This window comes from Streptomyces sp. AM25, assembly GCF_058146165.1.
The window spans coordinates 80,849-102,741 of the sequence record NZ_JBKIWN010000022.1 but is presented as its reverse complement, the minus strand read 5'-3'; the positions used below and the strand labels follow the sequence as shown (position 1 = coordinate 102,741).

Sequence of the window (21,893 nt, the reverse complement as noted above, 5' to 3'; positions counted from 1 at the left end):
GAGGTAGCTGGGGGAGCGTCGCGGGGCCCGCACTGACCCATCGGACACGCCCTAGGCTGGGCCCCGTGACGCATGCACCCGAACGGCCCTGGTCCTGGACGACGCTCGGCACGCCCATAGGCCGCCTCGGCCTCGCCGCAACGCCGGAGGGCCTGGTCAGTGTCGTCTTCGGCGCCGATGCGGAGGTCGCAGCGGGCGCCGTCGAGCGCCTCGCCGGCCGGCTGGGCTCCGCGCCCGAGGCCCCGGGTGCCCTGCTCGCCGAGGCCTCCGCCCAGTTGGAGGCCTACTTCGCGGGCCGGCTGCGGTCCTTCTCCCTTCCCCTGGACTGGTCCCTGACCTCGGGCTTCAACCGCCGCGCCCTGCGCGAGCTGCACTCCGGCGTCCCTTACGGCACGGTCGTCGCCTACCAGGACCTCGCCGACCGCCTCGGCGAGCCCGGCGCCGCCCGGGCCGTGGGCATGGCCATGGGCAGCAACCCGATCCCGGTCGTCGTGCCGTGCCACCGCGTGGTCGAGGCCGGCGGCGGGCTGGGCGGCTTCGGCGGCGGGACGGACACCAAGCGGGCGCTGCTGGCCCTGGAGGGGGTCCTGCCGGAACCGTTGTTCTGAGCCCTGTTCCCGAGCGCGCCGCGGAGGGATCCTGGCAGCAGGAGATGGTGCGCCATGATGCGTACGGGCAACGAACCCGTCACCGCCCGCAGTCCGCTGCGCCTCCGGTGCGGCCTCGCCGCCTGGGGAGCGCTCGTCACCGCGGCCGGCACCGCCGCCTTCGCCCTCGCGGGACGGCCCGGCTGGGCCGTGGCCTGCGGAGTGCTGATGCTGGTGACCCTGGTGGACCTCACCATGATCATCCGGCACATCCGGCAGGGGCCGCACTACCAGCCGGGACGGGACATACCTCCGTACGAACCCGTCGACGAACGCCGCACGGGCCCCCGGGACCCTCACCCGGGAGGATGAACCCCGAGAACGCCCCAGGCCCTCACTTCTCCCCGAAGCGCGCCGCCTCCACGAAGTCCGGACGCGGGTCGAGGGCCGCCGCGAGGCGGAAGTGCCGGAGGGCCTCGGTGTGCCGGGAAGCCCGCTGGAGCGTGCGGCCCAGGGCGAAGTGGGCGAACGCGTTGTCGGGCTCGCGCTCGATGACGAGCTGGAATTCGAGCTCGGCGGGCCGGAGTTGGGCGGCGTCGAAGAACGCGCGGGCCCGCAGCAGCCGGGCCGCGGTGTTCTCCGGATGGGCGGAGATGACCGAGTCGAGGAGCTTGATCGCACCCCTCGGGTCCTTCACGGCCAGCAGTTGCTCGGCCGCCCGGAAGTCGATCACGTGGGTCTCGGGCGCCTGCTCGGACACGTCCGCGTTCCTTCCCTCGGTACAACACGTACACGGCAGATGCGCACACACCCTGACATGCACAGACATGCACTGCGCATGCGCGTGCGTACGACACCGCCTCGGAACGTCGCAGGGCGACGTCCTATTCCTGCCCGTCCTCCCCCGCACCATGTGCGGCCCGGCGGCGCAGTTCCGCCCAGACCTCGCGCACCTGCGGCTCCAGCGCGTCGAGGGGGCCGTCGTTGTCGATGACCAGGTCGGCCACGGCCAGCCGTTCCTCGCGGGTCGCCTGGGCGGCCATCCGGGCGCGGGCCTCGTCGGCGGTCATGCCGCGCAGGCGGACGAGCCGGTCGAGCCGGGTCGCATCCGCCGCGTCCACGACGACGACCAGGTCGTACAGCGGGGCCAGGCCGTTCTCGGCCAGCAGGGGCACGTCGTTGACGACGACCGCCTCGGGGCCCGCGGCCGCCTCCAGTTCGGCGGAGCGGGCGCGGACGAGCGGGTGCACGATGGCGTTGAGGACGGCCAGGCGCTTCTCGTCGGCGAAGACGATCGCGCCGAGCCGCGGCCGGTCCAGGGCGCCGTCCGGGGCGAGGATCTCCGGCCCGAACTCCGCGACGACCGCGGCCAGTCCGGGAGTGCCGGGTTCGACCACTTCGCGCGCGATCCGGTCCGCGTCGACGATCACCGCCCCGTAGGAGGCGAGCAGCCGCGACACCTCGCTCTTGCCCGCGCCGATTCCGCCTGTGAGGCCCACTGTCAGCATGGGCCCCACGCTATCCGCCGGGCGGTCAGCGGCCTCCGTCGCCCTCCCGGTCGGCGAGGAACCGCTCGAATTCGGCGCCCAGCTCGTCGGCGGAGGGCAGGTCGACGGGCTCGGCGACCAGATTGCCGCGGGTCTCGGCGCCGGCCACCGCGTCGTACTGGTGCTCAAGGCCCCGTACGAGGGCGACGAGTTCCTCGTCGCCCTCGGCGACCTGGCGCTCGATCTGCTCCTGCGTGCGCAGCGCCGCGGTCCGCAGACCGTGCGCGGTGTCCGGCAGGACGAGCCCGGTGGCGGCGGTGACCGCCTCCAGGGCGATCAGCGCGGCGTCGGGGTAGGCGGAACGGGCCAGGTAGTGCGGGACGTGGGCGGCGACGCCCAGGACGTCGTGGCCCGCCTCGGCCAGCCGGAACTCGACGAGGGCCTCCGCGCTGCCGGGCACCTGGGCCTCGTCGAAGTAGCGGCGGTGACCGGGCATGAGGTCGACGCGGTTGCCGTGCGGCGTGATGCCGACGGGGCGGGTGTGGGGGACGCCCATGGGGATGCCGTGGAAGTTGACCGACAGCCGCACCCCGAGCCGCTCCACCAACTGCCGTACGGCCGCGGCGAAGAGCTCCCACTCCACGTCCGGCTCGGGGCCGGCGAGCAGCAGGAAGGGGGCGCCGGTGGCGTCCTGCACCACGTGCAGCTCGATCGCCGGGGGTTCGTAGCCGCTCCAGTGGTCGCGCCGGAAGGTCAGCAGGGGCCGGCGGGCCCGGTAGTCGACGAGCCGGTCGTGGTCGAAGCGGGCGACCACCTGGTGCGGCAGCCCGTCCAGGAGCCGCTCGACGACCTGCGCTCCGGTCTCGCCGGCGTCGATGTAGCCGTCGAAGTGGTAGAGCATGACCAGACCGGCCGTGTCCTGGGCGAGAGCCAGGTCGGCCACGGCGAGCCCCTGGGGCTCCCATTCGTACAAACCCTGCGGATCCAACACGGTGACCGTTCCTCCTCATGTTCCGTACAGGAGAACGCCCTTGACGGGCGCGGCCATTCCCGCGGAGGAGGGAAACAAGCAGAAGGGCCCGTTCCCCTTTCGGGGAACGGGCCCTTCCTCGGTCAGCTGTCAGCAGCTGCGGTCCCGAAGGACCACGGCTCACTGGCCGCCGGCGAGCTTCTCGCGCAGGGCGGCGAGAGCCTCGTCCGACGCCAGGGCGCCGGAGTTGTCGGCCGACTCCGAGGAGTACGAGCCACCGGAGACCGGGGCCTGCGCAGCGGCCTGGTCGCCGGCGGCGGCAGCCTCGGCGTCCGCCTCGCGGGACTTGATGACCTGCTGCTGGTGCTGCTCGAAGCGGGCCTGCGCCTCGGCGTACTGGCGCTCCCACTCCTCGCGCTGCTTCTCGTAGCCCGGCAGCCAGTCGTTGGCCTCGGGGTCGAAGCCCTCGGGGTAGATGTAGTTGCCCTGGTCGTCGTAGGACGCGGCCATGCCGTACAGGGTCGGGTCGAACTCGACCACGGACGGGTCGGCACCGAAGGACTCGTTGGCCTGCTTCAGCGAGAGGCTGATGCGGCGGCGCTCGAGGTCGATGTCGATGACCTTGACGAAGATCTCGTCGTTGACCTGGACGACCTGCTCCGGGATCTCCACGTGGCGCTCGGCCAGCTCGGAGATGTGGACCAGGCCCTCGATGCCCTCGTCGACGCGGACGAACGCACCGAACGGAACGAGCTTGGTGACCTTACCCGGGACGACCTGACCGATCTGGTGGGTCCGGGCGAACTGCTGCCACGGGTCTTCCTGCGTCGCCTTGAGCGACAGGGAGACGCGCTCGCGGTCCATGTCGACGTCCAGGACCTCGACCGTGACCTCCTGGCCGACCTCGACGACCTCGGACGGGTGGTCGATGTGCTTCCAGGACAGCTCGGAGACGTGGACGAGACCGTCGACGCCGCCCAGGTCCACGAAGGCACCGAAGTTGACGATGGAGGAGACGACGCCGGAGCGCACCTGACCCTTCTGCAGGGTGGTGAGGAAGGTCTGGCGGACCTCGCTCTGGGTCTGCTCCAGCCAGGCACGGCGGGACAGGACCACGTTGTTGCGGTTCTTGTCCAGCTCGATGATCTTGGCCTCGAGCTCCTTGCCCACGTAGGGCTGCAGGTCGCGGACGCGGCGCATCTCGACCAGGGAGGCCGGGAGGAAGCCACGGAGGCCGATGTCGAGGATGAGACCACCCTTGACGACCTCGATGACGGTACCGGTGACGATCCCGTCCTCTTCCTTGATCTTCTCGATGGTGCCCCAGGCGCGCTCGTACTGGGCACGCTTCTTCGAGAGGATCAGGCGGCCTTCCTTGTCCTCCTTCTGGAGAACCAGGGCCTCGATCTCGTCGCCGACCTTGACGACCTCGTTCGGGTCGACGTCGTGCTTGATCGAGAGCTCGCGGGAGGGGATGACACCCTCGGTCTTGTAACCGATGTCGAGCAGGACCTCGTCCCGGTCGACCTTCACGATGACGCCGTCGACGATGTCGCCGTCGTTGAAGTACTTGATCGTCTCGTCGATCGCGGCGAGGAAGGCTTCCTCGTTACCGATGTCGTTGACCGCAACCTGCGGGGTGGTGGCGGTGGTCTCGGTGCTGCTCGTCATGTGGGAAAGGGCTCCGGTACGGACATTGAAGTCGTAGGTACTGCTACGCCGAGAGCCCGTATCGCACCGCCGAAGCCGGACAGCCTTGGAAGCGCACTTTCCGGGAGCCGGGGGCCGCCGGGAGCGCCTCTAAACCGAGGGGACATACAACAAGTGCGAGCGCGGCCTGCTCCGTCTGAGGCGCGCAGGCCCGCAGCGCAACTTGTAGCATACGGGGGCAGCCGGAGACGGTCAATGCGCGAAGGCGCACACCCGGCATGAATCGCCACATATCCGGCACAACTCGGGTTGTGCGAGGCCACGGGGGCCACGGTGGCACACACCCGCGGGGCGCTCCGGGGGCGGACGCGAGCGAAGATTACGCCATGATCCATGAATTCGAGTCCGGTCCGGAGCCGGAGGCCACCCGGCGGGACAGCGGCGTCACCGAGAGCAGCCGGGCCAGCCGCGGCTGGTGGGACCGCAACGCCGACGAGTACCAGCGGGAGCACGGCGGCTTCCTGGGCGACGACCGCTTCGTCTGGGGTCCCGAGGGTCTCGACGAGGCCGAGGCCGGGCTGCTCGGCCCGGCGGCCGGGCTCGCGGGGCTGCGCGTCCTGGAGATCGGCGCCGGCGCGGCCCAGTGCTCGCGCTGGCTGGCGGCCCAGGGGGCGCGCCCGGTCGCCCTGGACCTCTCCCACCGGCAGCTGCAGCACGCGCTGCGGATCGGCGCGGACTTCCCGCTGGTGGAGGCCGACGCGGGCGCCCTGCCCTTCGCCGACGGCTCCTTCGACCTGGCCTGCTCGGCGTACGGGGCCATGCCCTTCGTCGCCGACCCCGTGCGGGTGATGCGCGAGGTGCACCGGGTGCTGCGGCCCGGCGGGCGCTGGGTCTTCTCGGTCACCCACCCGCTGCGCTGGGCGTTCCCCGACGAGCCGGGCCCCGAGGGCCTGTCCGTCGCCGCCTCCTACTTCGACCGCACGCCCTATGTGGAACAGGACGAGACGGGCCGGGCCGTCTACGTGGAGCACCACCGCACCGTCGGCGACCGGGTGCGCGACGTGGTGGCGGGCGGCTTCCGGCTGCTCGACCTGGTCGAGCCGGAGTGGCCCGACTGGAACCGGCAGGAGTGGGGCGGCTGGTCCCCGCTGCGGGGGCACCTGATCCCGGGGACGGCCGTCTTCGTGTGCGAGCGCCCCGAAGAGGCGCGGGGAACTGCGCGACCGGCCACAGACGGCCCGCAGCCGACGGACTCGGTGGGACCGGGGCGGTGATCCGCACCGAAGCCTTGCAGCAGCTGCCCGTCCGCACCGCGCTCCCCTCTCTCGGGGAGGCGCTGGACGAGCGCGGCGTGGCGGTGCTCAGCGCGCCGCCCGGCACGGGCAAGACGACCCTGGTGCCGCTCGCCCTCGCCGGGCTCGTCCCGGGGTGCGGCGACGGGGCCGCCCGGCGGGTGCTGGTGGCCGAGCCCCGGCGGATGGCCGCGCGGGCGGCGGCGCGGCGCATGGCGTGGCTGCTCGGCGAGGAGCCGGGCGGCCGGGTGGGCTTCACGGTGCGCGGCGAGCGGCGGGCGGGCGCGGGCACGCTCGTCGAGGTGGTGACCACGGGCGTCCTCCTGCAGCGGATCCAGCGGGACCCGGAGCTCACCGGCGTCGACGTGGTGCTGATGGACGAGTGCCACGAGCGGCACCTGGACGCCGACACCGCGCTGGCCTTCCTCGTGGACGTCCGCGCCACCCTGCGGCCGGACCTGCGGCTGATCGCGGCCTCCGCGACCTCGGACACCGCGGCGTGGTCGCAGCTGCTGACCGTGCTGGACGGTACGGGCCCGGCACCGGTGGTCCACGGCGGGGGCGGGGGGCACACGGTCCGCGTCCTCTACTCCGCACCGCCTCCGGGCATCCGGCCGCCGCACGGCACCCGGGTGGATCCGGCGCAGCTGGCCCACGTGGCGGCCACGGTGCGGCGCGCGCTGACCGTGCGGGACGGGGACGTGCTGTGCTTCCTGCCCGGCGTGGGCGAGATCGGCCGGGTGGCCGGGCTGCTCGCGGACGTGGACGCGGAGGTGCTCCAGCTGCACGGGCGGGCACCGGCCGCCGTGCAGGACGCGGTGCTGCGCGGTCCCGGCGGGCGGCGGCGGGTGATCCTCGCGACCTCCGTGGCGGAGTCCAGCCTGACGGTGCCCGGGGTGCGCATCGTCGTGGACTCGGGGCTGTCCCGCGAGCCGCGCATGGACCACGCCCGGGGGCTCGGTTCGCTGACGACCGTGCGGGTCTCCGAGGCGACCGCCACGCAACGGCTCGGCCGGGCGGGCCGCGAGGCCCCGGGGCTCGTCCTGCGCTGCTGGGCCGAGGCGGAGGACGGCGGGCGGCCGCGGTTCCCGGCGCCGGAGGTCGCCGTCGCGGACCTGGCGGCGTTCGCCCTGCAGGCCGCCTGCTGGGGCGATCCGGACGCGTCCGGGCTGGCCCTGCTCGACCCGCCGCCCGCGGGTGCCCTGGCGGCGGCCCGGGAGGTGCTGGCGGCGACGGGTGCCGTGGACGAGTCGGGGCGCCCGACGGAGCGCGGCCGGGCGATGGCGCGTCTGGGCGTGCATCCGCGCCTGGCGCGTGCCCTGCTGGACGGCGCGCGCGAGGTCGGTGCGCGCCGGGCGGCCGGGATCGTGGCCCTGCTGAGCGAGGAGCCGCCGCGCGAGTACGGCGACGACCTGGCGGCGGCCTGGCGTGCCGCCCGGCGCGGCAACGACGCGTACGGGGCACGGTGGCGTACGGAGGCGCGCAGGCTGGAGAACGCGCTGCAGGGCGAGGGCCACGGCGGCAACGGCTCCCGCGGACCGACCGATGATGCCGCGGCCGGCCTCGTCGCCGCCCTCGCCTTCCCCGAGCGGGTGGCGCGGGCGCGGGGCGAGGGCTCGTACCTGATGGTGTCGGGCACGCGGGCCGAGCTCGGGGCCGGCACACAGCTGCACGGCGCACCGTGGGTGGCCGTGGCCGTGGCGGACCGCCCCGTGGCGTCCGCGTCGGCGCGGGTGCGGCTCGGCGCCGTGATCGACGAGGACACCGCCCGCGCGGCCGCCGGGGCCCTGCTGGCGCAGGGCGAGGAGGTGCACTGGTCCGAGGAGCGGCGCGACGTGGTGGCCCGGCGCGTGGAGCGGCTGGGCGCGGTGGAGCTGGGCTCCGGCACCCTGGCCGCCCCGGCCCCGGACCTGGTGCGGGCCGCGCTGCTGGAGGGGCTGCGGCGCGAGGGGCTCGGGCTGCTGCGCTGGCCGGCGGAGGCCGCCGGACTGCGGCAGCGGATGGCGTTCCTGCACCGCGAGCTGGGCGGGCCGTGGCCGGACGTGTCGGACGCGGCGCTGCTGGACGGGGCGGAGGACTGGCTCGGCTGGGAGCTCGGGCAGGCCCGCAGGCGCGCCGACCTGGAGCGGCTGAACGCGGGCAGGGCGCTGGAGCGGCTGCTGCCGTGGGCGTCCGGGGACGCCGCGCGCCTGGACGAGCTGGCCCCCGAGCGGATCGAGGTCCCGAGCGGCTCGCGGATCCGTGTGGAGTACGGGGACGGGCAGCCCGTACTGGCCGTGAAACTGCAGGAGTTGTTCGGGTTGCGGGAGACGCCCCGGGTGGCGGGGGGCCGGGTGGCGGTGCTCGTCCACCTGCTGTCGCCGGCCGGGCGGCCGGCTGCCGTGACGGCCGACCTGGAGTCCTTCTGGCGGGACGGGTACCGGGCGGTCCGGGCCGAACTGCGGGGGCGGTATCCGCGGCATCCGTGGCCGGAGGATCCGGCTGCCGCCGTTGCCACGCGGCGGACCAACACCAGGCGGTAGGAGCCTCCGCACCCCTGCCCACAACGGGGCGGTGGCCCTACGGCAGGTACCGCTCCAGTGCCGCCGCGCCCTTTTCCTCGATGTGTCGCCTGGCCAGTTCGACCCTTTCCGGGGTCACGTCATGGCCCGATGCCATGACCAGGTCCTCCGGGTCGAACGGGCGCTCGCTGCCGGTGTAGAGCCGGCTCGGCCCGGACGCGGCGGTCTTGTCCTCCGGTGTCTCCTTCACGGCGCGCCTCCTCTGCTCAGCGGCCCTCCGGGGCCGGCCGTGCGGATGTCCCTCCATCGTGTGACAGGTCACCCGGAATTGCACCCCGGTCCCGGCCGCGGATCTCCAGCACCAGGGCGAGGGCGAGCAGCGCGGCGCCGAGGGCCGGCAGACCCCACGGGAGGTAGCTCGTGAGCAGCAGGACGAGCTGCCGCTGCGACTTCACGAGAGCGACGGTGGAGTCGACGTAGTCCGGCCGCATCGCCACGTGCCCGGCGAAGGCGGTGATCGGCTGTTTCTCCGGGTGCCCGGTCCAGCGCAGCTCCTCGCGGTGGTCCTCCTCGCCGTTGACGGGGGCCCCGGTGACGGGGTCGACCCAGAACATGCGGGTGGTGGTGTACCAGCGCTCCAGGCCCAGCTGCCGGACGGTGTCGGGGGTGACGCCCAGCGGCAGCGTCCTGGGGACGGGGACCTCGGTCCAGGGGATCGTCTGCTCGAAGTAGTAGACACCCAGGCCGTGGAAGGTGCGGGTGCCCCGGTAGTGGATGGGGGCGGAGGTGCGGGTCTGCATGTCGAAGTAGCGGTAGTCGTGCTTGCGGACCAGGAAGGGCCACTTGTACTCGATGCCGTCGCGGCGCACGGGCGTGCCGTCGACGCTCTCGCCGCCCGCGTGCAGGGGCTGCTGGGTGTGGGCGTCGAAGACGTAGCGCTCGGGGATGCGGGAGACCATGGCGCCGTCGGGTCCGGCGACGTAGGTGAGGGTGTCCCAGACGACGGCGTCCCGCCCGGTCTCGGCGCTGACCCTTGCGGCCTGTTCGGTGTTGCCCTTGAGGGTCTCGATCATGGTGAGTCTGGGCACCCGCCGGGGCTGCAGGGTGCCGTAGTCGACGAGGGTGGCGTCCTTGGCCTCCAGCACGACCGTCTGGTAGCGCCCGGCGGGGACCTCCGCCAGCCGGGGGAAGGCGTACCAGCGCAGCAGCGGCGACAGGGCGGTGCAGAACACGGCGAGGGCGAGGAGGACCAGGCTGGCTCGGCGGCGCACGGCGGCCTACGGGTGTGCGGGCGGCGAGGTCAGCAGGGGTTGGGGCGAGGTGTGGCCGCGGGGTGGGCCGATGGCGGTGACGGTGAAGACGAGGGCGAGGGCGGCGGCCAGTCCGATGGCCGCGGCGGCCAGTGCGCGCATTGCTCGGCCTCCCTTGCTCCGGCAGCAAGTTGACGAAGCGTCAGAAAAACGGGAGGGGCACGCTAGCAACACGCGGCGAAGAGGGGAACAGGCAGTGCGCTTCCGCCCGCCCTGCGCCGGCGGGCAGGGCGGGCGGAAGCGCCGGCGTCAGTGCGCCGCGGACTCCCAGTCGGCGCCGACGCCGACGGAGACGTCCAGCGGGGCGCGCAGCTCCGCGGCTCCGGCCATCTCGCGGCGGACCAGCCGCTCGACCTGCTCCCGCTCGCCCGGGGCGATCTCCAGCACGATTTCGTCGTGCACCTGGAGCAGCATCCGCGAGGAGAGGCCCTCCGCCGTGATCGCCTCGGCCACGCGCAGCATGGCGATCTTGACGATGTCGGCGGCGGTGCCCTGGATCGGCGCGTTGAGCGCCATGCGCTCGGCCATCTCGCGGCGCTGGCGGTTGTCGCTGTTGAGGTCGGGCAGGTAGCGGCGGCGGCCGAGGATGGTCTCCGTGTAGCCGGTGGCCCGGGCCTCCTCGACGACGCGCTGCAGGTAGTCGCGCACGCCGCCGAAGCGCTCGAAGAAGGTGTCCATCAGCCTGCGGGCCTCGTCCGGCGCGATGTTCAGCTGCTGGGACAGGCCGAAGGCCGACAGCCCGTAGGCCAGGCCGTAGGACATGGCCTTGATCTTGCGGCGCATCTCCGGGTCGACCTCGGACTTGGCGACGCCGAAGACCTGCGAGGCGACGGTGGTGTGCAGGTCCTCGCCGGAGGCGAAGGCCTCGATCAGGCCCTCGTCCTCGGAGAGGTGGGCCATCACGCGCAGCTCGATCTGGCTGTAGTCGGCCGTCATGAGGGACTCGTAGCCCTCGCCGACGACGAAGCCGCGGCGGATGGCGCGGCCCTCGTCCGTGCGCACCGGGATGTTCTGCAGGTTGGGGTCGGTGGACGACAGCCGGCCGGTGGCCGCCACCGTCTGGTTGAAGGTGGTGTGGATGCGGCCGTCGGGGGCGATGGCCTTGATCAGGCCCTCGACCGTGGAGCGCAGCTTGGACTGCTCGCGGTGGCGCAGCATGACGACCGGCAGCTCGTTCTCCGTCTGGGAGGCGAGCCAGGCCAGGGCGTCGGCGTCGGTGGTGTAACCGGTCTTGGTCTTCTTCGTCTTCGGCAGGCCCAGCTCGCCGAAGAGCACCTCCTGCAGCTGCTTGGGCGAGCCCAGGTTGAACTCGCGGCCCGCGGCGGCGTGCGCCTCCTGCACGGCCTGCTGCACGGCGGCGGCGAACTGCTGCTCCATGCGCTCCAGCCAGCCGCGGTCGGCGGCGATGCCGGCCCGCTCCAGGCCGGCCAGCATGGCGCTGGTGGGCAGCTCGACGTCGGTCAGCAGACCGGCGGCGCCCACGTCCTTCAGGCGGGCGGCGAAGGCCTCGCCGAGGTCCAGGACGGTGCGGGCGCGGCCCATCAGGGCGTCGGCCTCGGCCTGTTCGTCGGCGCCGAAGGCCAGCTGGCCGTCGCCCGCGGCGGCGGTGGCCAGTTCGCGGCCGAGGTACTCCACGGACAAGGCGTCGAGCGCGAAGGAGCGGCGGCCCGGCTTGACCAGGTAGGCGGCGAGGGCCGTGTCCATGGTGACGCCGTCGACGCGCCAGCCGTGGTCGGCGAAGACGCGCATGGCGGCCTTGGCGTCGTGCAGCACCTTGGGGCGGGCGGCGTCCGAGCTCCAGGCGGCGAACGCCTGCTCGTCGGCCTCGTCCAGCTCGGCCGGGTCGAACCAGGCCGCCGGGCCCTCCGCCGACGCCAGGGCGATCTCGGCGACCCGGCCGCTGCCCTGCGACCAGCTGTCGACGACGGCCACGCCCAGGGCGCCCGCGCCGTGCTCCGCGAGCCAGGGGGCCAGCTCGCCCGTGCCCAGCGCCGTGCCGTCCACCTCGGCGCCGGCGGCCGGGGCGGGCTCCTCGGCGTCCTCGGCACCGGGGTCGACGGCGAGCAGCCGGTCGCGCAGGCCCTGGTTGCGGATCTCCAGCTTCTCCAGGAGCGCCACCAGCGCCTGCCGGTCGTAGGCGGCGCGGGCCAGGCCCTCGGGGCCGGCGGGCAGCTCCACGTCGCGCACCATCTCGGTGAGGCGGCGGTTGAGCTTGACCGCCTCCAGGTGGTCGCGCAGATTCTGCCCGGCCTTGCCCTTGACCTCCTCGACGCGCTCGACCAACTCGGCGAACGAACCGAACTGGTTGATCCACTTCGCGGCCGTCTTCTCGCCGACGCCGGGGATGCCCGGGAGGTTGTCCGAGGGGTCGCCGCGCAGGGCGGCGAAGTCCGGGTACTGCTGCGGGGACAGGCCGTACTTCTCCTGGACCATCGTAGGGGTGAAGCGCGTGAGCTCCGAGACGCCCTTGGTCGGGTAGAGCACGGTGACGGCGTCCGAGACGAGCTGGAAGGAGTCGCGGTCGCCGGTGACGATCGCGACCTCGAAGCCCTCGGCCTCGGCCTGGGTGGCCAGCGTGGCGATCACGTCGTCGGCCTCGAAGCCGTCGACGGCGAAGCGCTGGACGCCCATCGCGTCGAGCATCTCGCCGATCAGCGCGACCTGGCCCTTGAACTCGTCGGGCGTCTTCGAACGCGTCGCCTTGTACTCCGGGAACTCCTCCGAGCGCCACGTCTTGCGCGAGACGTCGAAGGCCACCGCGAAGTGCGTGGGCGCCTCGTCACGCAGGGTGTTGGCCAGCATCGAGGCGAAGCCGTACACCGCGTTCGTCGTCTGGCCGTCGGAGGTGGTGAAGTTCTCCGCGGGCAGCGCGAAGAATGCCCGATACGCCATGGAATGCCCGTCCATCAGGAGCAGGCGCGGACGGCCCTCCCCCGCTGCTTCGCTGCCGGTCGGTTCATTCATTGCGGTCCCGGATGTCGATGCCTTTGCTGCCACGTCCCCGATCCTGCCACGCCCCACCGACAATCACGGCCACCCTGCCTCGGCTCCCCCGTTGTCGGTGCCCCGTGACAGGATCGGCACCGTACGACACCGTGCACCACCGACCGCTCAGGGAGAGCGAGATGGCAGGCAAGCCGCCCACGGGCGATCCCGTGCAGGACGCACCCGACGTCACCGCCCCGCAGCACGCCGCCGCCGGGCTGCCCGCCGTCGCCCACTCCCTGCGCCACGCCCAGCGGCAGATGGGCGTCCGCCGCACCGCGCTCACCCTCCTCAAGGTCAACCAGAAGGACGGCTTCGACTGCCCCGGCTGCGCCTGGCCCGAGCCCGACAAGCGCCACGCCGCCGAGTTCTGCGAGAACGGCGCCAAGGCCGTCGCCGAGGAGGCCACGCTGCGCCGGGTCACCCCGGCCTTCTTCGCCGAGCACTCCGTCGCCTCCCTCGCGCAGCGCAGCGGCTACTGGCTGGGTCAGCAGGGCCGGCTGACCCAGCCCATGTACCTGGCGGACGGCGCCGAGCACTACGAGCCGGTCGGCTGGGAGCGGGCGTTCGACATCATCGGCGAGGAACTGGCCGCGCTGGACAGCCCCGACGAGGCCGTCTTCTACACCTCGGGCCGCACCAGCAACGAGGCCGCCTTCCTCTACCAGCTGTTCGCCCGCGAGTTCGGCACCAACAACCTGCCGGACTGCTCCAACATGTGCCACGAGTCCTCCGGCTCGGCCCTGACCGAGACGATCGGCATCGGCAAGGGCAGCGTCCTGCTCGAGGATCTCTACCAGGCCGACCTGATCATCGTCGCCGGGCAGAACCCCGGGACGAACCACCCCCGCATGCTCAGCGCCCTGGAGAAGGCCAAGGCCGGCGGGGCGGCGATCATCACGGTCAACCCGCTGCCCGAGGCCGGCCTGGAGCGATTCAGGAACCCGCAGAACGCCAAGGGCCTGGCCGGCGGCGGCACTCCGCTCACCGACCTCTTCCTGCAGATCCGCCTCGGCGGCGACCAGGCGCTCTTCCGCCTGCTCAACCGCCTGGTGCTGGAGACCGAGGGCGCCGTCGACGAGGCCTTCGTCCGCGAGCACACCCACGGCTTCGAGGAGTTCGCCCGCGCCGCCCGCGCCGCCGACTGGGACGAGACCCTGCGCGCCACCGGTCTGCACCGCGAGGAGATCGACAGCGCCCTGCGCATGGTCCTCGCCTCCCGCCGCACCGTCGTCTGCTGGGCCATGGGCCTCACCCAGCACAAGCACGCCGTCCCCACCATCAGGGAAGTCGTCAACTTCCTCCTCCTGCGCGGCAACATCGGCCGCCCCGGTGCCGGCGTCTGCCCCGTCCGCGGGCACAGCAACGTCCAGGGCGACCGCACCATGGGCATCTTCGAGCGCCCCGCCCCGGCCTTCCTCGACGCCCTGGAGCAGGAGTTCGGCTTCGCGCCGCCCCGCCACCACGGCCTCGACGTCGTCCGCGCCATCCGGGCCCTGCGCGACGGACAGGCCAAGGTCTTCCTCGCCATGGGCGGCAACTTCGTCTCCGCCACTCCCGACACGGACGTCACCGAGGCCGCGATCCGCCGCGCCCGGCTCACCGTGCACGTCTCCACCAAGCTCAACCGCTCCCACGTGGTCACCGGCGCCCGCGCCCTGATCCTGCCCACCCTCGGCCGCACCGAGCGCGACCGCCAGGCGGGCGGCGAGCAGTTCGTCACCGTCGAGGACTCCATGGGCATGGTCCACGCCTCCCGCGGCCGTCTCGCCCCCGCGAGCGGGCAGCTGCTCTCCGAGCCCGCCATCGTGTGCCGCCTGGCCCAGCGCGTCCTGGGCGGGAAGAGCACCGTCCCGTGGGAGGAGTTCGAGAAGGACTACGGCACCGTCCGCGACCGCATCGCCCGCGTGATCCCCGGCTTCGAGGACTTCAACGCCCGCGTCTCGAAGCCCGGAGGCTTCACCCTCCCGCACGCTCCGCGCGACAGCCGCACCTTCCCCACCGCCACCGGCAAGGCCAACTTCACCGCCGCGCCCGTCGAGTTCCCCCGCGCCCCCGAAGGCCGTCTGCTGCTGCAGACCCTGCGCTCGCACGATCAGTACAACACCACCATCTACGGCCTCGACGACCGCTACCGCGGCATCAAGAACGGCCGCCGCGTCGTCCTGGTCCACCCCGACGACGCCCGCGAACGCGGCCTCGCCGACGGCTCGTACGCCGATCTCGTCAGCGAGTGGACGGACGGCACCGAGCGCCGCGCCCCCGGCTTCCGCGTCGTCCACTACCCCACCGCACGCGGCTGTGCCGCCGCCTACTACCCGGAGACCAACGTCCTGGTCCCCCTCGACCACACCGCCGACACCAGCAACACCCCCGCGAGCAAGTCCCTCGTCATCAGGCTGGAGAGCGCAGCACGGCCCGACCCGGCGGAAGAGGGCGCCGCCGCCACCTGATAGGACGGTCCGGCGCGGGAGGGTTCACCCCCGTGCGACCTGTACGGCCAACGACGATCGGAGCCGCGACACATGGGCGAGCACAGCACCACCCGCTTTCCGCAGGAGATCCTGGACCAGTGGGCGGACAGCGGGCTGGACCTTCCCGCCCTGTTCTCCGCGGGACACCTCGGCGAGCGCATGAGCGTCCGCGTCACCGAGGCCTCGCCCGAGCGCGTCGTCGGCACCATGCCCGTCGAGGGCAACACCCAGCCCTACGGACTGCTGCACGGCGGCGCCTCCGCGGTGCTCGCCGAGACCCTCGGCTCGGTCGGCGCCATGCTGCACGGCGGCCCCTCCCGGTTCGCCGTCGGGGTCGACCTCAACTGCACCCACCACCGCGGGGTGCGCTCCGGCCTGGTCACCGGCGTCGCCACGCCGGTCCACCGCGGGCGCACCAGCGCCACCTACGAGATCGTCATCACCGACGAGCGGGGCAAGCGGGTCTGCTCCGCGCGCCTCACCTGCGTGGTGCGCGAGGCCGAGGCGGCCGAAAAGGCCGTCTGACAGCGGCGGGAGAGATCTCTCCCGCGCCTCTTCTCCTGTCCGGCACGTGCGCCGTAACGTTTCGCCATGCTGGCCGGGCCCCCGCGGACTCCGTCTCCGCCACCGCTTCGACGAGTACAGCCGCCGGCTCCTGCGGATACGGCGGCTCCTCTTCCGCCCGTTCCGCCCGCCGTGTCCGCGCACCCCTGCCGACGGCATTCCCGGGCCATTCCCAAGAGCCCCGCCCTGCACGGATATCCGGAACGTGATCTGCGTCATAACAAGACAGTCACAGCATGGCCTGCACTACTGCCCGCCACCGCCGGGCCCCCCTAAAGTCACGGCCCATCACACCTCGCCGGGCGGTCAACACCCCTGCACCCTCTCTTCCCTGCCGCATCCGGCCGGCGAAACGGCACCTCGGCACGAAGCCGCCGCGCGAGGGAAAGGAATCACCGTGCAACGCCGTTCCGTGCTCATCCTCACCACCGCACTCACCACCGGCGCCCTCACCCTGACCGCCTGCGGGTCACGCGACAGCAAGAGCGACAGCGGCGGCGACGCCGGCAAGCAGATCACGGTCGTCATCGGCGTCGACGGCCCCATGACCGGATCGCTCTCCCCCGTGGGCCAGGGGATCAAGGACAGTGTCGATCTCGCCGTCCGCACCGCCGACAAGAACAAGGAGGTCAAAGGCGTCACATTCAAGATCGAGGCCCTCGACGACCAGGCCGTTCCCGGCACCGGCCAGCAGAACGCGGCCAAACTCGTCGCCGACCGGTCCGTCCTGGGCGTCGTCGGGCCCCTCAACTCCGGGGTGTCGCAGTCCATGCAGGGCGTCTTCGCGAAAGCCGGACTCGCCCAGATCTCGCCCGCGAACACCAACCCGGGACTCAGCCAGGGCGACAACTGGGCCAAGGGCGAGAAGAAACGCCCCTTCGCCACCTACTTCCGCACCGCCACCACCGACATCATCCAGGGCCGCTTCGCCGCCCAGTATCTGTTCAAGGACGCCCACAAGAAAAAGGTCTTCGTCGTCGACGACAAACTGGCCTACGGCGCAGGGCTCGCCACCATCTTCACCGAGGAGTTCCGGAAACAGGGCGGCGAGATCGCCGGAACGGACCATCTCACGGACAAGGAGACCGACTTCTCCAGCACCGCCGAGAAGATCAAGAATTCGGGCGCCGACGCCGTCTACTACGGCGGCCAGTTCCCCGAGGCCGGACTCCTCTCCGGCCAGGTCAAGAAGGCGGGCGCCCACATTCCGCTCATGGGCGGCGACGCCATCTACGACCCGGGCTTCATCAACGCCTCCGGCGAGAACAAGGACGGCGATCTGGCCACCTCCGTCGGCTACCCCGTCGAACAGCTCGCCTCCGCCAAGACCTTCGTCAAGGACTACAAGGCGGCGGGATACAAGGACCCCTACGCCGCCTACGGCGGCTATGCCTACGACGCCGCCTGGGCCATCGTCCAGGCCGTCAAGCAGACCGTCGGCGACAACGGCGGAAAGCTTCCCTCCGACGCCCGCAACAAGATCGTCGAAGCCCTGTCCAAGGTCTCCTTCGACGGCGTCACCGGGCACGTCTCCTTCGACCAGTACGGGGACACCACCAACAAGCAGCTGACGGTCTATCAGGTCACCAACGGCGCCTGGAAGCCGCTCAAGAGCGCCACCTTCCAGGACTGACGGCCGGCAGACGGCCTCCCGGACCACAACCGCACACGGACCACCGCACTCCACCGCGCGAGGACGCCGGCAACGCCCTCGCGCGGCGCCACATCCGACACTCCCATCGGAGGCCAGCGGTGCACGAGCTGCCGCAAACACTGGTCAACGGACTCGCCCTCGGTGCCCTCTACGGCCTCGTCGCCATCGGGTACACCATGGTCTACGGCATCGTCCAGCTCATCAACTTCGCCCACGGCGAGATCGTCATGACGGGTGCCTTCGGCGCCCTCACCGTCCACCTCTGGCTCCCCGGCCTCCCGCTCGCCGCAGCCCTCCCGCTGATGCTCCTCGGCGGCGCCCTCGTCTCCGTCACCGTCGCCGTCTCCGCCGAGCGCTTCGCCTACCGGCCCCTGCGCGACGCGCCCCGCCTCGCTCCCCTCATCACCGCGATCGGCCTGTCCATCGCCCTCCAGCAGATCGTCTGGGCCTTCTACCCCAACGCCAAGAAGCCCCGCCCCTTCCCCCAGTTCGGCGACTCCTTCCAGCTCACCGGCAACCTCCGCATCCAGCGCGACGACCTCTTCGTCCTGATCGCCGCGCCGCTGTGCATGCTCGCCCTCGGCTGGTTCGTCGCCAGGAGCCGCACCGGACGCGCCATGCAGGCCACCGCCCAGGACCCCGACACCGCACGGCTCATGGGCATCAACACCGACCGCATCATCGCCGTGGCCTTCGCCATCGGCGGGGTCTTCGCCGGGGTCGCCGCCGTCGCGCAGGGGCTGCGCACCGGGACGATCACCTTCGAAATGGGCTTCGTCCTGGGCCTCAAGGCCTTCACCGCCGCCGTCCTCGGCGGCATCGGCAACATCTACGGCGCCATGCTCGGCGGAGTCGTCCTCGGCATCGCCGAAGCCGCCGCCATCACCTACATCCAGAACATCCCCGGCATGAGCCAACTCGGCGGCGGAGGCTGGAAGGACGTCTGGGCCTTCGTCCTCCTCATCGTCGTCCTCCTCGTCAGGCCGCAGGGCCTGCTCGGCGAACGCGTCGCGGATCGGGCGTGAGACCCATGACCTCGCAGCAGACCACCCGGCAGCACGGCAGCACTGTCGAAACCACCCCCGTCATCCCGCTCCCCCTCAGCACCGCCCGCATCCTCACCGCCACCGGCGCCGTGCTCACCGTCCTCTCCACGTTCCTCTCCTGGACCTGGACCGAGGCCTTCCCCGGCAACCTCACCGTCACCGGCTACCCCGGCGGCCTCCAACTCCTCACCCTCACCGGCGCTCTGCTCACCCTCGTCCACCTCCTGGCCGCCTGGGGCACCAGGGGCCTCCGCCTGCTCGACCCTGCGGGCGGCCACGGCGCCACCGCCTGGACCGCGGCCGGCACCTTCGCCACGACCTGGTACACCCTCATCGCCATCGCCGTGCAGCTCGGCGGCCTCGCCAACCTCGAACCCGGCGGCTGGGTGGCGGGCGCCGCGGCCCTGCTCACCCTCACCGGCGCGCTCGCCCTGCCCCTCGACCGCCGCACCGCCGACTCCTACCCGGCCCGCGGCCTGCTCCGCCTCGCCGCCGTCCGCGGCATCGTGCGCACCCTGCGCCCCGGCCGCACCGGCCGTCCCCTGCCCCCCGCACGACAGCTCCCCGACTGGGCCGAAATCCTGCTCATCGCCGCCGCGTTCGGCATTTCCCTCGCCGTCCTCACCTACGGCATCGGCACCGGTTACGGCGAGCTCTTCACCGGGTTCCTGCTCCTCACCGGCTTCTGCGCCGCCGCCCTCCACCAGGCCGGCCTCACCGCACGGCTCGCCGGCCTCACCGCACGGCACCGCAACGTCACCGTGGCCGCCGCCTTCGTCTCCGCCGCGCTCTTCCCGCTCACCCAGGCCACCGACGAATACACCCTCATCATCGTCAACATCCTGATCTTCGCCACCGTCGCACTCGGCCTCAACGTCGTCGTCGGCCTCGCCGGGCTGCTGGACCTCGGCTACGTCGCCTTCCTCGGCGTCGGCGCCTACACCGCCGCCCTCGTCTCCGGCTCCACCGCCTCCACCCTGCACGTCCGCTTCCCGTTCTGGGCGGCCGTGCTCACCGGCGCCGCCGCCTCCCTCGTCTTCGGCGTCGTCATCGGCGCCCCCACGCTCCGGCTGCGCGGCGACTACCTGGCCATCGTCACCCTCGGATTCGGCGAGATCTTCCGCCTCGCCGTCGGCAACCTCGACGGCCAGTCCGGCCCCTCGGTCACCAACGGCCCCAACGGCATCCCCAACATCCCCGACCTGGAGCTCTTCGGCTACAACTTCGGCGACAAACACTCCCTCGGCGCCATCACCCTCAGCCCCTTCGCCAACTACTACCTCCTGATGCTGCTGTTCACCGTCATCGTCGTCCTCGTCTTCAGCCGCGCCGGCAACTCCCGTATCGGGCGCGCCTGGGTCGCCATCCGCGAGGACGAGACGGCGGCCACCGCCATGGGCATCAACGCCTTCCGCCTCAAGCTCCTGGCCTTCGCCCTCGGCGCCACCCTCGCCGGGCTCGCCGGCACCGTGCAGGCCCACGTCGCGCACACCGTCGTGCCCGAGCAGTACGTCTTCGCCGGGCCCGTGCCGCCCAACTCCGCCTTCCTCCTCGCCGCCGTCATCCTCGGCGGCATGGGCACCATCACCGGCCCCCTCCTCGGCGCGGCCCTGCTCTACCTCATCCCGGCCAAGCTCCAGTTCCTCCAGGACTACCAGCTCCTGGCCTTCGGAGCCGCCCTCATCCTCCTCATGCGCTTCCGTCCCGAAGGGATCATCCCCAACCGGCGGCAGCAGCTCGAATTCCACGAGGACACCGCAGCCCAGGCGGAGGCATGACCACCATGACCGGCACCCCGCTGCTCGCCGCCACCGGCGTCACCATGCGCTTCGGCGGGCTCACCGCCGTGCGCTCCGTCGACCTCACGGTCCGGCCCGGCCAGATCGTCGGACTCATCGGCCCCAACGGAGCCGGAAAGACCACCCTCTTCAACTGCCTCACCGGCCTCTACACCCCCACCGAAGGCACCGTGACCTACCGGGGACGCACCCTGCCGCCCAAGCCCCACCTCGTCGCCCGGGCCGGAGTCGCCCGCACCTTCCAGAACATCCGTCTCTTCGCCAACATGACCGTCCTCGAAAACGTCCTCGTCGGCCGTCACACCCGCACCAAGGAGGGCCTCTTCTCCGCCCTCGTCCGCGGACCGGCCTTCCACCGTGCCGAAGCCGCCTCCGCCCAACGCGCCACCGAACTCCTGGCGTTCACCGGCCTCGCCGCCAAGTCCGGCCACCTCGCCCGCAATCTCCCCTACGGCGAACAGCGCCGTCTGGAGATCGCCCGGGCCCTCGCCGGCGAACCCGGCCTGCTCCTGCTCGACGAGCCCACCGCCGGCATGAACCCCCAGGAGACCCGCGCCGCCGAGGAACTCGTCCTCGCCATCCGCGACCGGGGCACGGCCGTGCTCGTCATCGAGCACGACATGCGCTTCATCTTCAACCTCTGCGACCGCGTCACGGTCCTCGTGCAGGGCGAGAAGCTCGTCGAGGGGACGACGGAGGCGGTGCAGCGGGACGAACGCGTCGTGGCGGCCTATCTGGGCACGCCCTTCGAAGGGGCACCGGGACAGGAGGAGGTCGCCGAAGTGGAGGCGGCGGAGGAGGCCGCGGCCGAATCGGAGGGACAGGGACGATGACCGCACCCCTGCTGGAGGTGACCGACCTCCGTGTCGCCTACGGAAAGATCGAAGCCGTCAAGGGCATCGGCTTCACCGTCGAAGAGGGCCGGATCGTCACCCTCATCGGCACCAACGGCGCGGGCAAGACGACGACCCTGCGCACCCTCTCCGGCCTGCTCACGCCCCGCGGCGGCAGCATCCGCTTCGCCGGCCGCCCGCTGGCCGGCGTCCCGGCCCACGACATCGTCGCCCTCGGCCTCGCCCACTCCCCCGAGGGCCGCCACGTCTTCCCCCGGCTCACCATCGCCGAGAACCTCCGGCTGGGGGCGTTCCTCAGGAAGGACAAGGACGGGATCGCCCAGGACGTCCAGCACGTCTACGAGCTCTTCCCCATCCTCGGGGAGCGCGCCGGGCAGGCCGCCGGCACCCTCTCCGGCGGGGAGCAGCAGATGCTCGCCATGGGCAGGGCCCTGATGTCCCGCCCCAGGCTGCTGATGCTCGACGAGCCCTCGATGGGCCTCTCGCCGATCATGATGCAGAAGATCATGGAGACCATCGCCCGGCTCAGGGCCGGCGGCACCACCATCCTGCTGGTCGAGCAGAACGCCCAGGCCGCCCTGTCCCTGGCCGACCACGGCCACGTGATGGAGACGGGCAGGATCGTCCTGTCGGGGACGGGGGCGGAGCTGCTGCACAACGAAAAGGTCCGCAAGGCGTACCTGGGCGAGGACTGAAACCCGCGCCCCGTAAGGGGCGCGG

General features: G+C 72.3%; 19 protein-coding genes. 11 read left to right on the top strand and 8 right to left on the bottom strand.

The features are described 5' to 3' along the window. The first annotated feature begins 65 nt into the window (after positions 1-65). Both ACLHRZ_RS27675 and ACLHRZ_RS27670 read left to right on the top strand, forming a co-directional pair. The gene (locus tag ACLHRZ_RS27675; RefSeq protein ID WP_490421258.1) at positions 66-608 is read left to right on the top strand and encodes a methylated-DNA--[protein]-cysteine S-methyltransferase; all 543 of its coding nucleotides are present in this window, start codon (positions 66-68) and stop codon (positions 606-608) included. A 57-nt stretch (positions 609-665) separates the two neighbouring features. Then, on the top strand, positions 666-959 hold the full coding sequence (locus ACLHRZ_RS27670; protein ID WP_490421264.1) for a DUF6343 family protein: 294 nt from the start codon (positions 666-668) through the stop codon (positions 957-959). 22 nt (positions 960-981) lie between these two features. On the opposite strand, the gene ACLHRZ_RS27665 is transcribed toward ACLHRZ_RS27670, so the two are convergent. The 4 genes from ACLHRZ_RS27665 to rpsA all read right to left on the bottom strand — a co-directional run bounded on the left by ACLHRZ_RS27665 (position 982) and on the right by rpsA (position 4,715). Next, complete coding sequence (locus tag ACLHRZ_RS27665) at positions 982-1,347, bottom strand: tetratricopeptide repeat protein (protein ID WP_490421257.1); 366 nt, start codon at positions 1,345-1,347, stop codon at positions 982-984. Between the two features lie 124 nt (positions 1,348-1,471). Continuing rightward, positions 1,472-2,095 (bottom strand): dephospho-CoA kinase, encoded by a 624-nt coding sequence (coaE, locus tag ACLHRZ_RS27660; protein WP_490421256.1) that lies wholly within the window; start codon positions 2,093-2,095, stop codon positions 1,472-1,474. A gap of 25 nt (positions 2,096-2,120) precedes the next feature. Continuing rightward, positions 2,121-3,065 (bottom strand): PAC2 family protein, encoded by a 945-nt coding sequence (locus ACLHRZ_RS27655; protein WP_490421255.1) that lies wholly within the window; start codon positions 3,063-3,065, stop codon positions 2,121-2,123. A 159-nt stretch (positions 3,066-3,224) separates the two neighbouring features. After that, a complete protein-coding gene (gene rpsA, locus ACLHRZ_RS27650) occupies positions 3,225-4,715 on the bottom strand; it encodes a 30S ribosomal protein S1 (RefSeq protein WP_171080203.1) in 1,491 nt (496 codons plus the stop codon). A gap of 365 nt (positions 4,716-5,080) precedes the next feature. Here rpsA and ACLHRZ_RS27645 point away from each other — a divergent pair, with 365 nt between their 5' ends. Beyond that, a complete protein-coding gene (locus tag ACLHRZ_RS27645; RefSeq protein ID WP_490421254.1) occupies positions 5,081-5,968 on the top strand; it encodes a class I SAM-dependent methyltransferase in 888 nt (295 codons plus the stop codon). Further along, positions 5,965-8,508, top strand: coding sequence for an ATP-dependent helicase HrpB (gene hrpB, locus ACLHRZ_RS27640; protein ID WP_490421253.1), 2,544 nt, complete (start codon positions 5,965-5,967; stop codon positions 8,506-8,508). The genes ACLHRZ_RS27645 and hrpB overlap by 4 nt, the downstream gene beginning before the upstream one ends. A 37-nt stretch (positions 8,509-8,545) precedes the next feature. On the opposite strand, the gene ACLHRZ_RS27635 is transcribed toward hrpB, so the two are convergent. The 4 genes from ACLHRZ_RS27635 to polA all read right to left on the bottom strand — a co-directional run bounded on the left by ACLHRZ_RS27635 (position 8,546) and on the right by polA (position 12,761). Then, positions 8,546-8,737, bottom strand: a complete 192-nt coding sequence (locus ACLHRZ_RS27635; RefSeq protein ID WP_490421252.1) for a hypothetical protein — start codon at positions 8,735-8,737, stop codon at positions 8,546-8,548. Between the two features lie 16 nt (positions 8,738-8,753). Beyond that, positions 8,754-9,758: a cell envelope lipid trafficking protein PgfA gene (pgfA, locus tag ACLHRZ_RS27630; RefSeq protein WP_490421251.1), complete on the bottom strand. Its 1,005-nt coding sequence runs from the start codon at positions 9,756-9,758 to the stop codon at positions 8,754-8,756. A gap of 6 nt (positions 9,759-9,764) precedes the next feature. Beyond that, positions 9,765-9,899 (bottom strand): SPW_0924 family protein, encoded by a 135-nt coding sequence (locus ACLHRZ_RS27625; protein ID WP_490421250.1) that lies wholly within the window; start codon positions 9,897-9,899, stop codon positions 9,765-9,767. A gap of 147 nt (positions 9,900-10,046) precedes the next feature. Beyond that, a complete protein-coding gene (gene polA / locus ACLHRZ_RS27620; RefSeq protein ID WP_490421249.1) occupies positions 10,047-12,761 on the bottom strand; it encodes a DNA polymerase I in 2,715 nt (904 codons plus the stop codon). A 161-nt stretch (positions 12,762-12,922) separates the two neighbouring features. Here polA and ACLHRZ_RS27615 point away from each other — a divergent pair, with 161 nt between their 5' ends. From ACLHRZ_RS27615 to ACLHRZ_RS27585, 7 genes are all read left to right on the top strand, one after another. Further along, positions 12,923-15,235 (top strand): FdhF/YdeP family oxidoreductase, encoded by a 2,313-nt coding sequence (locus ACLHRZ_RS27615; RefSeq protein WP_490421248.1) that lies wholly within the window; start codon positions 12,923-12,925, stop codon positions 15,233-15,235. 72 nt (positions 15,236-15,307) lie between these two features. Beyond that, positions 15,308-15,781 carry a PaaI family thioesterase gene (locus tag ACLHRZ_RS27610; protein WP_490421247.1) on the top strand — a complete coding sequence of 158 codons (474 nt, stop codon included), beginning with the start codon at positions 15,308-15,310 and terminating at the stop codon, positions 15,779-15,781. Positions 15,782-16,217: 436 nt separating this feature from the next. Then, positions 16,218-17,453 (top strand): branched-chain amino acid ABC transporter substrate-binding protein, encoded by a 1,236-nt coding sequence (locus tag ACLHRZ_RS27605; protein WP_490421246.1) that lies wholly within the window; start codon positions 16,218-16,220, stop codon positions 17,451-17,453. Between the two features lie 119 nt (positions 17,454-17,572). Next, positions 17,573-18,499 (top strand): branched-chain amino acid ABC transporter permease, encoded by a 927-nt coding sequence (locus ACLHRZ_RS27600; RefSeq protein ID WP_490421245.1) that lies wholly within the window; start codon positions 17,573-17,575, stop codon positions 18,497-18,499. A 5-nt stretch (positions 18,500-18,504) separates the two neighbouring features. Then, positions 18,505-20,298 (top strand): branched-chain amino acid ABC transporter permease, encoded by a 1,794-nt coding sequence (locus ACLHRZ_RS27595; protein ID WP_490421263.1) that lies wholly within the window; start codon positions 18,505-18,507, stop codon positions 20,296-20,298. Next, positions 20,295-21,152 carry an ABC transporter ATP-binding protein gene (locus tag ACLHRZ_RS27590; protein ID WP_490421244.1) on the top strand — a complete coding sequence of 286 codons (858 nt, stop codon included), beginning with the start codon at positions 20,295-20,297 and terminating at the stop codon, positions 21,150-21,152. The genes ACLHRZ_RS27595 and ACLHRZ_RS27590 overlap by 4 nt, the downstream gene beginning before the upstream one ends. Next, entirely contained in the window at positions 21,149-21,868 is a 720-nt protein-coding gene (locus tag ACLHRZ_RS27585; RefSeq protein WP_490421243.1) for an ABC transporter ATP-binding protein, read from the top strand. Before ACLHRZ_RS27590 ends, ACLHRZ_RS27585 begins: the two co-directional genes overlap by 4 nt. Positions 21,869-21,893: the final 25 nt, after the last annotated feature.

Coding starts and splice junctions, on each gene's coding strand:
- ACLHRZ_RS27610 (WP_490421247.1), top strand. CDS start 15,308: ATGGGCGAGCACAGCACCACCCGCTTTCCGCAGGAGATCCTGGACCAG.
- ACLHRZ_RS27595 (WP_490421263.1), top strand. CDS start 18,505: ATGACCTCGCAGCAGACCACCCGGCAGCACGGCAGCACTGTCGAAACC.
- ACLHRZ_RS27645 (WP_490421254.1), top strand. CDS start 5,081: ATGATCCATGAATTCGAGTCCGGTCCGGAGCCGGAGGCCACCCGGCGG.
- ACLHRZ_RS27585 (WP_490421243.1), top strand. CDS start 21,149: ATGACCGCACCCCTGCTGGAGGTGACCGACCTCCGTGTCGCCTACGGA.
- ACLHRZ_RS27615 (WP_490421248.1), top strand. CDS start 12,923: ATGGCAGGCAAGCCGCCCACGGGCGATCCCGTGCAGGACGCACCCGAC.
- polA (WP_490421249.1), bottom strand. CDS start 12,761: ATGAATGAACCGACCGGCAGCGAAGCAGCGGGGGAGGGCCGTCCGCGC.
- rpsA (WP_171080203.1), bottom strand. CDS start 4,715: ATGACGAGCAGCACCGAGACCACCGCCACCACCCCGCAGGTTGCGGTC.
- ACLHRZ_RS27670 (WP_490421264.1), top strand. CDS start 666: ATGCGTACGGGCAACGAACCCGTCACCGCCCGCAGTCCGCTGCGCCTC.
- ACLHRZ_RS27590 (WP_490421244.1), top strand. CDS start 20,295: ATGACCACCATGACCGGCACCCCGCTGCTCGCCGCCACCGGCGTCACC.
- coaE (WP_490421256.1), bottom strand. CDS start 2,095: ATGCTGACAGTGGGCCTCACAGGCGGAATCGGCGCGGGCAAGAGCGAG.
- ACLHRZ_RS27625 (WP_490421250.1), bottom strand. CDS start 9,899: ATGCGCGCACTGGCCGCCGCGGCCATCGGACTGGCCGCCGCCCTCGCC.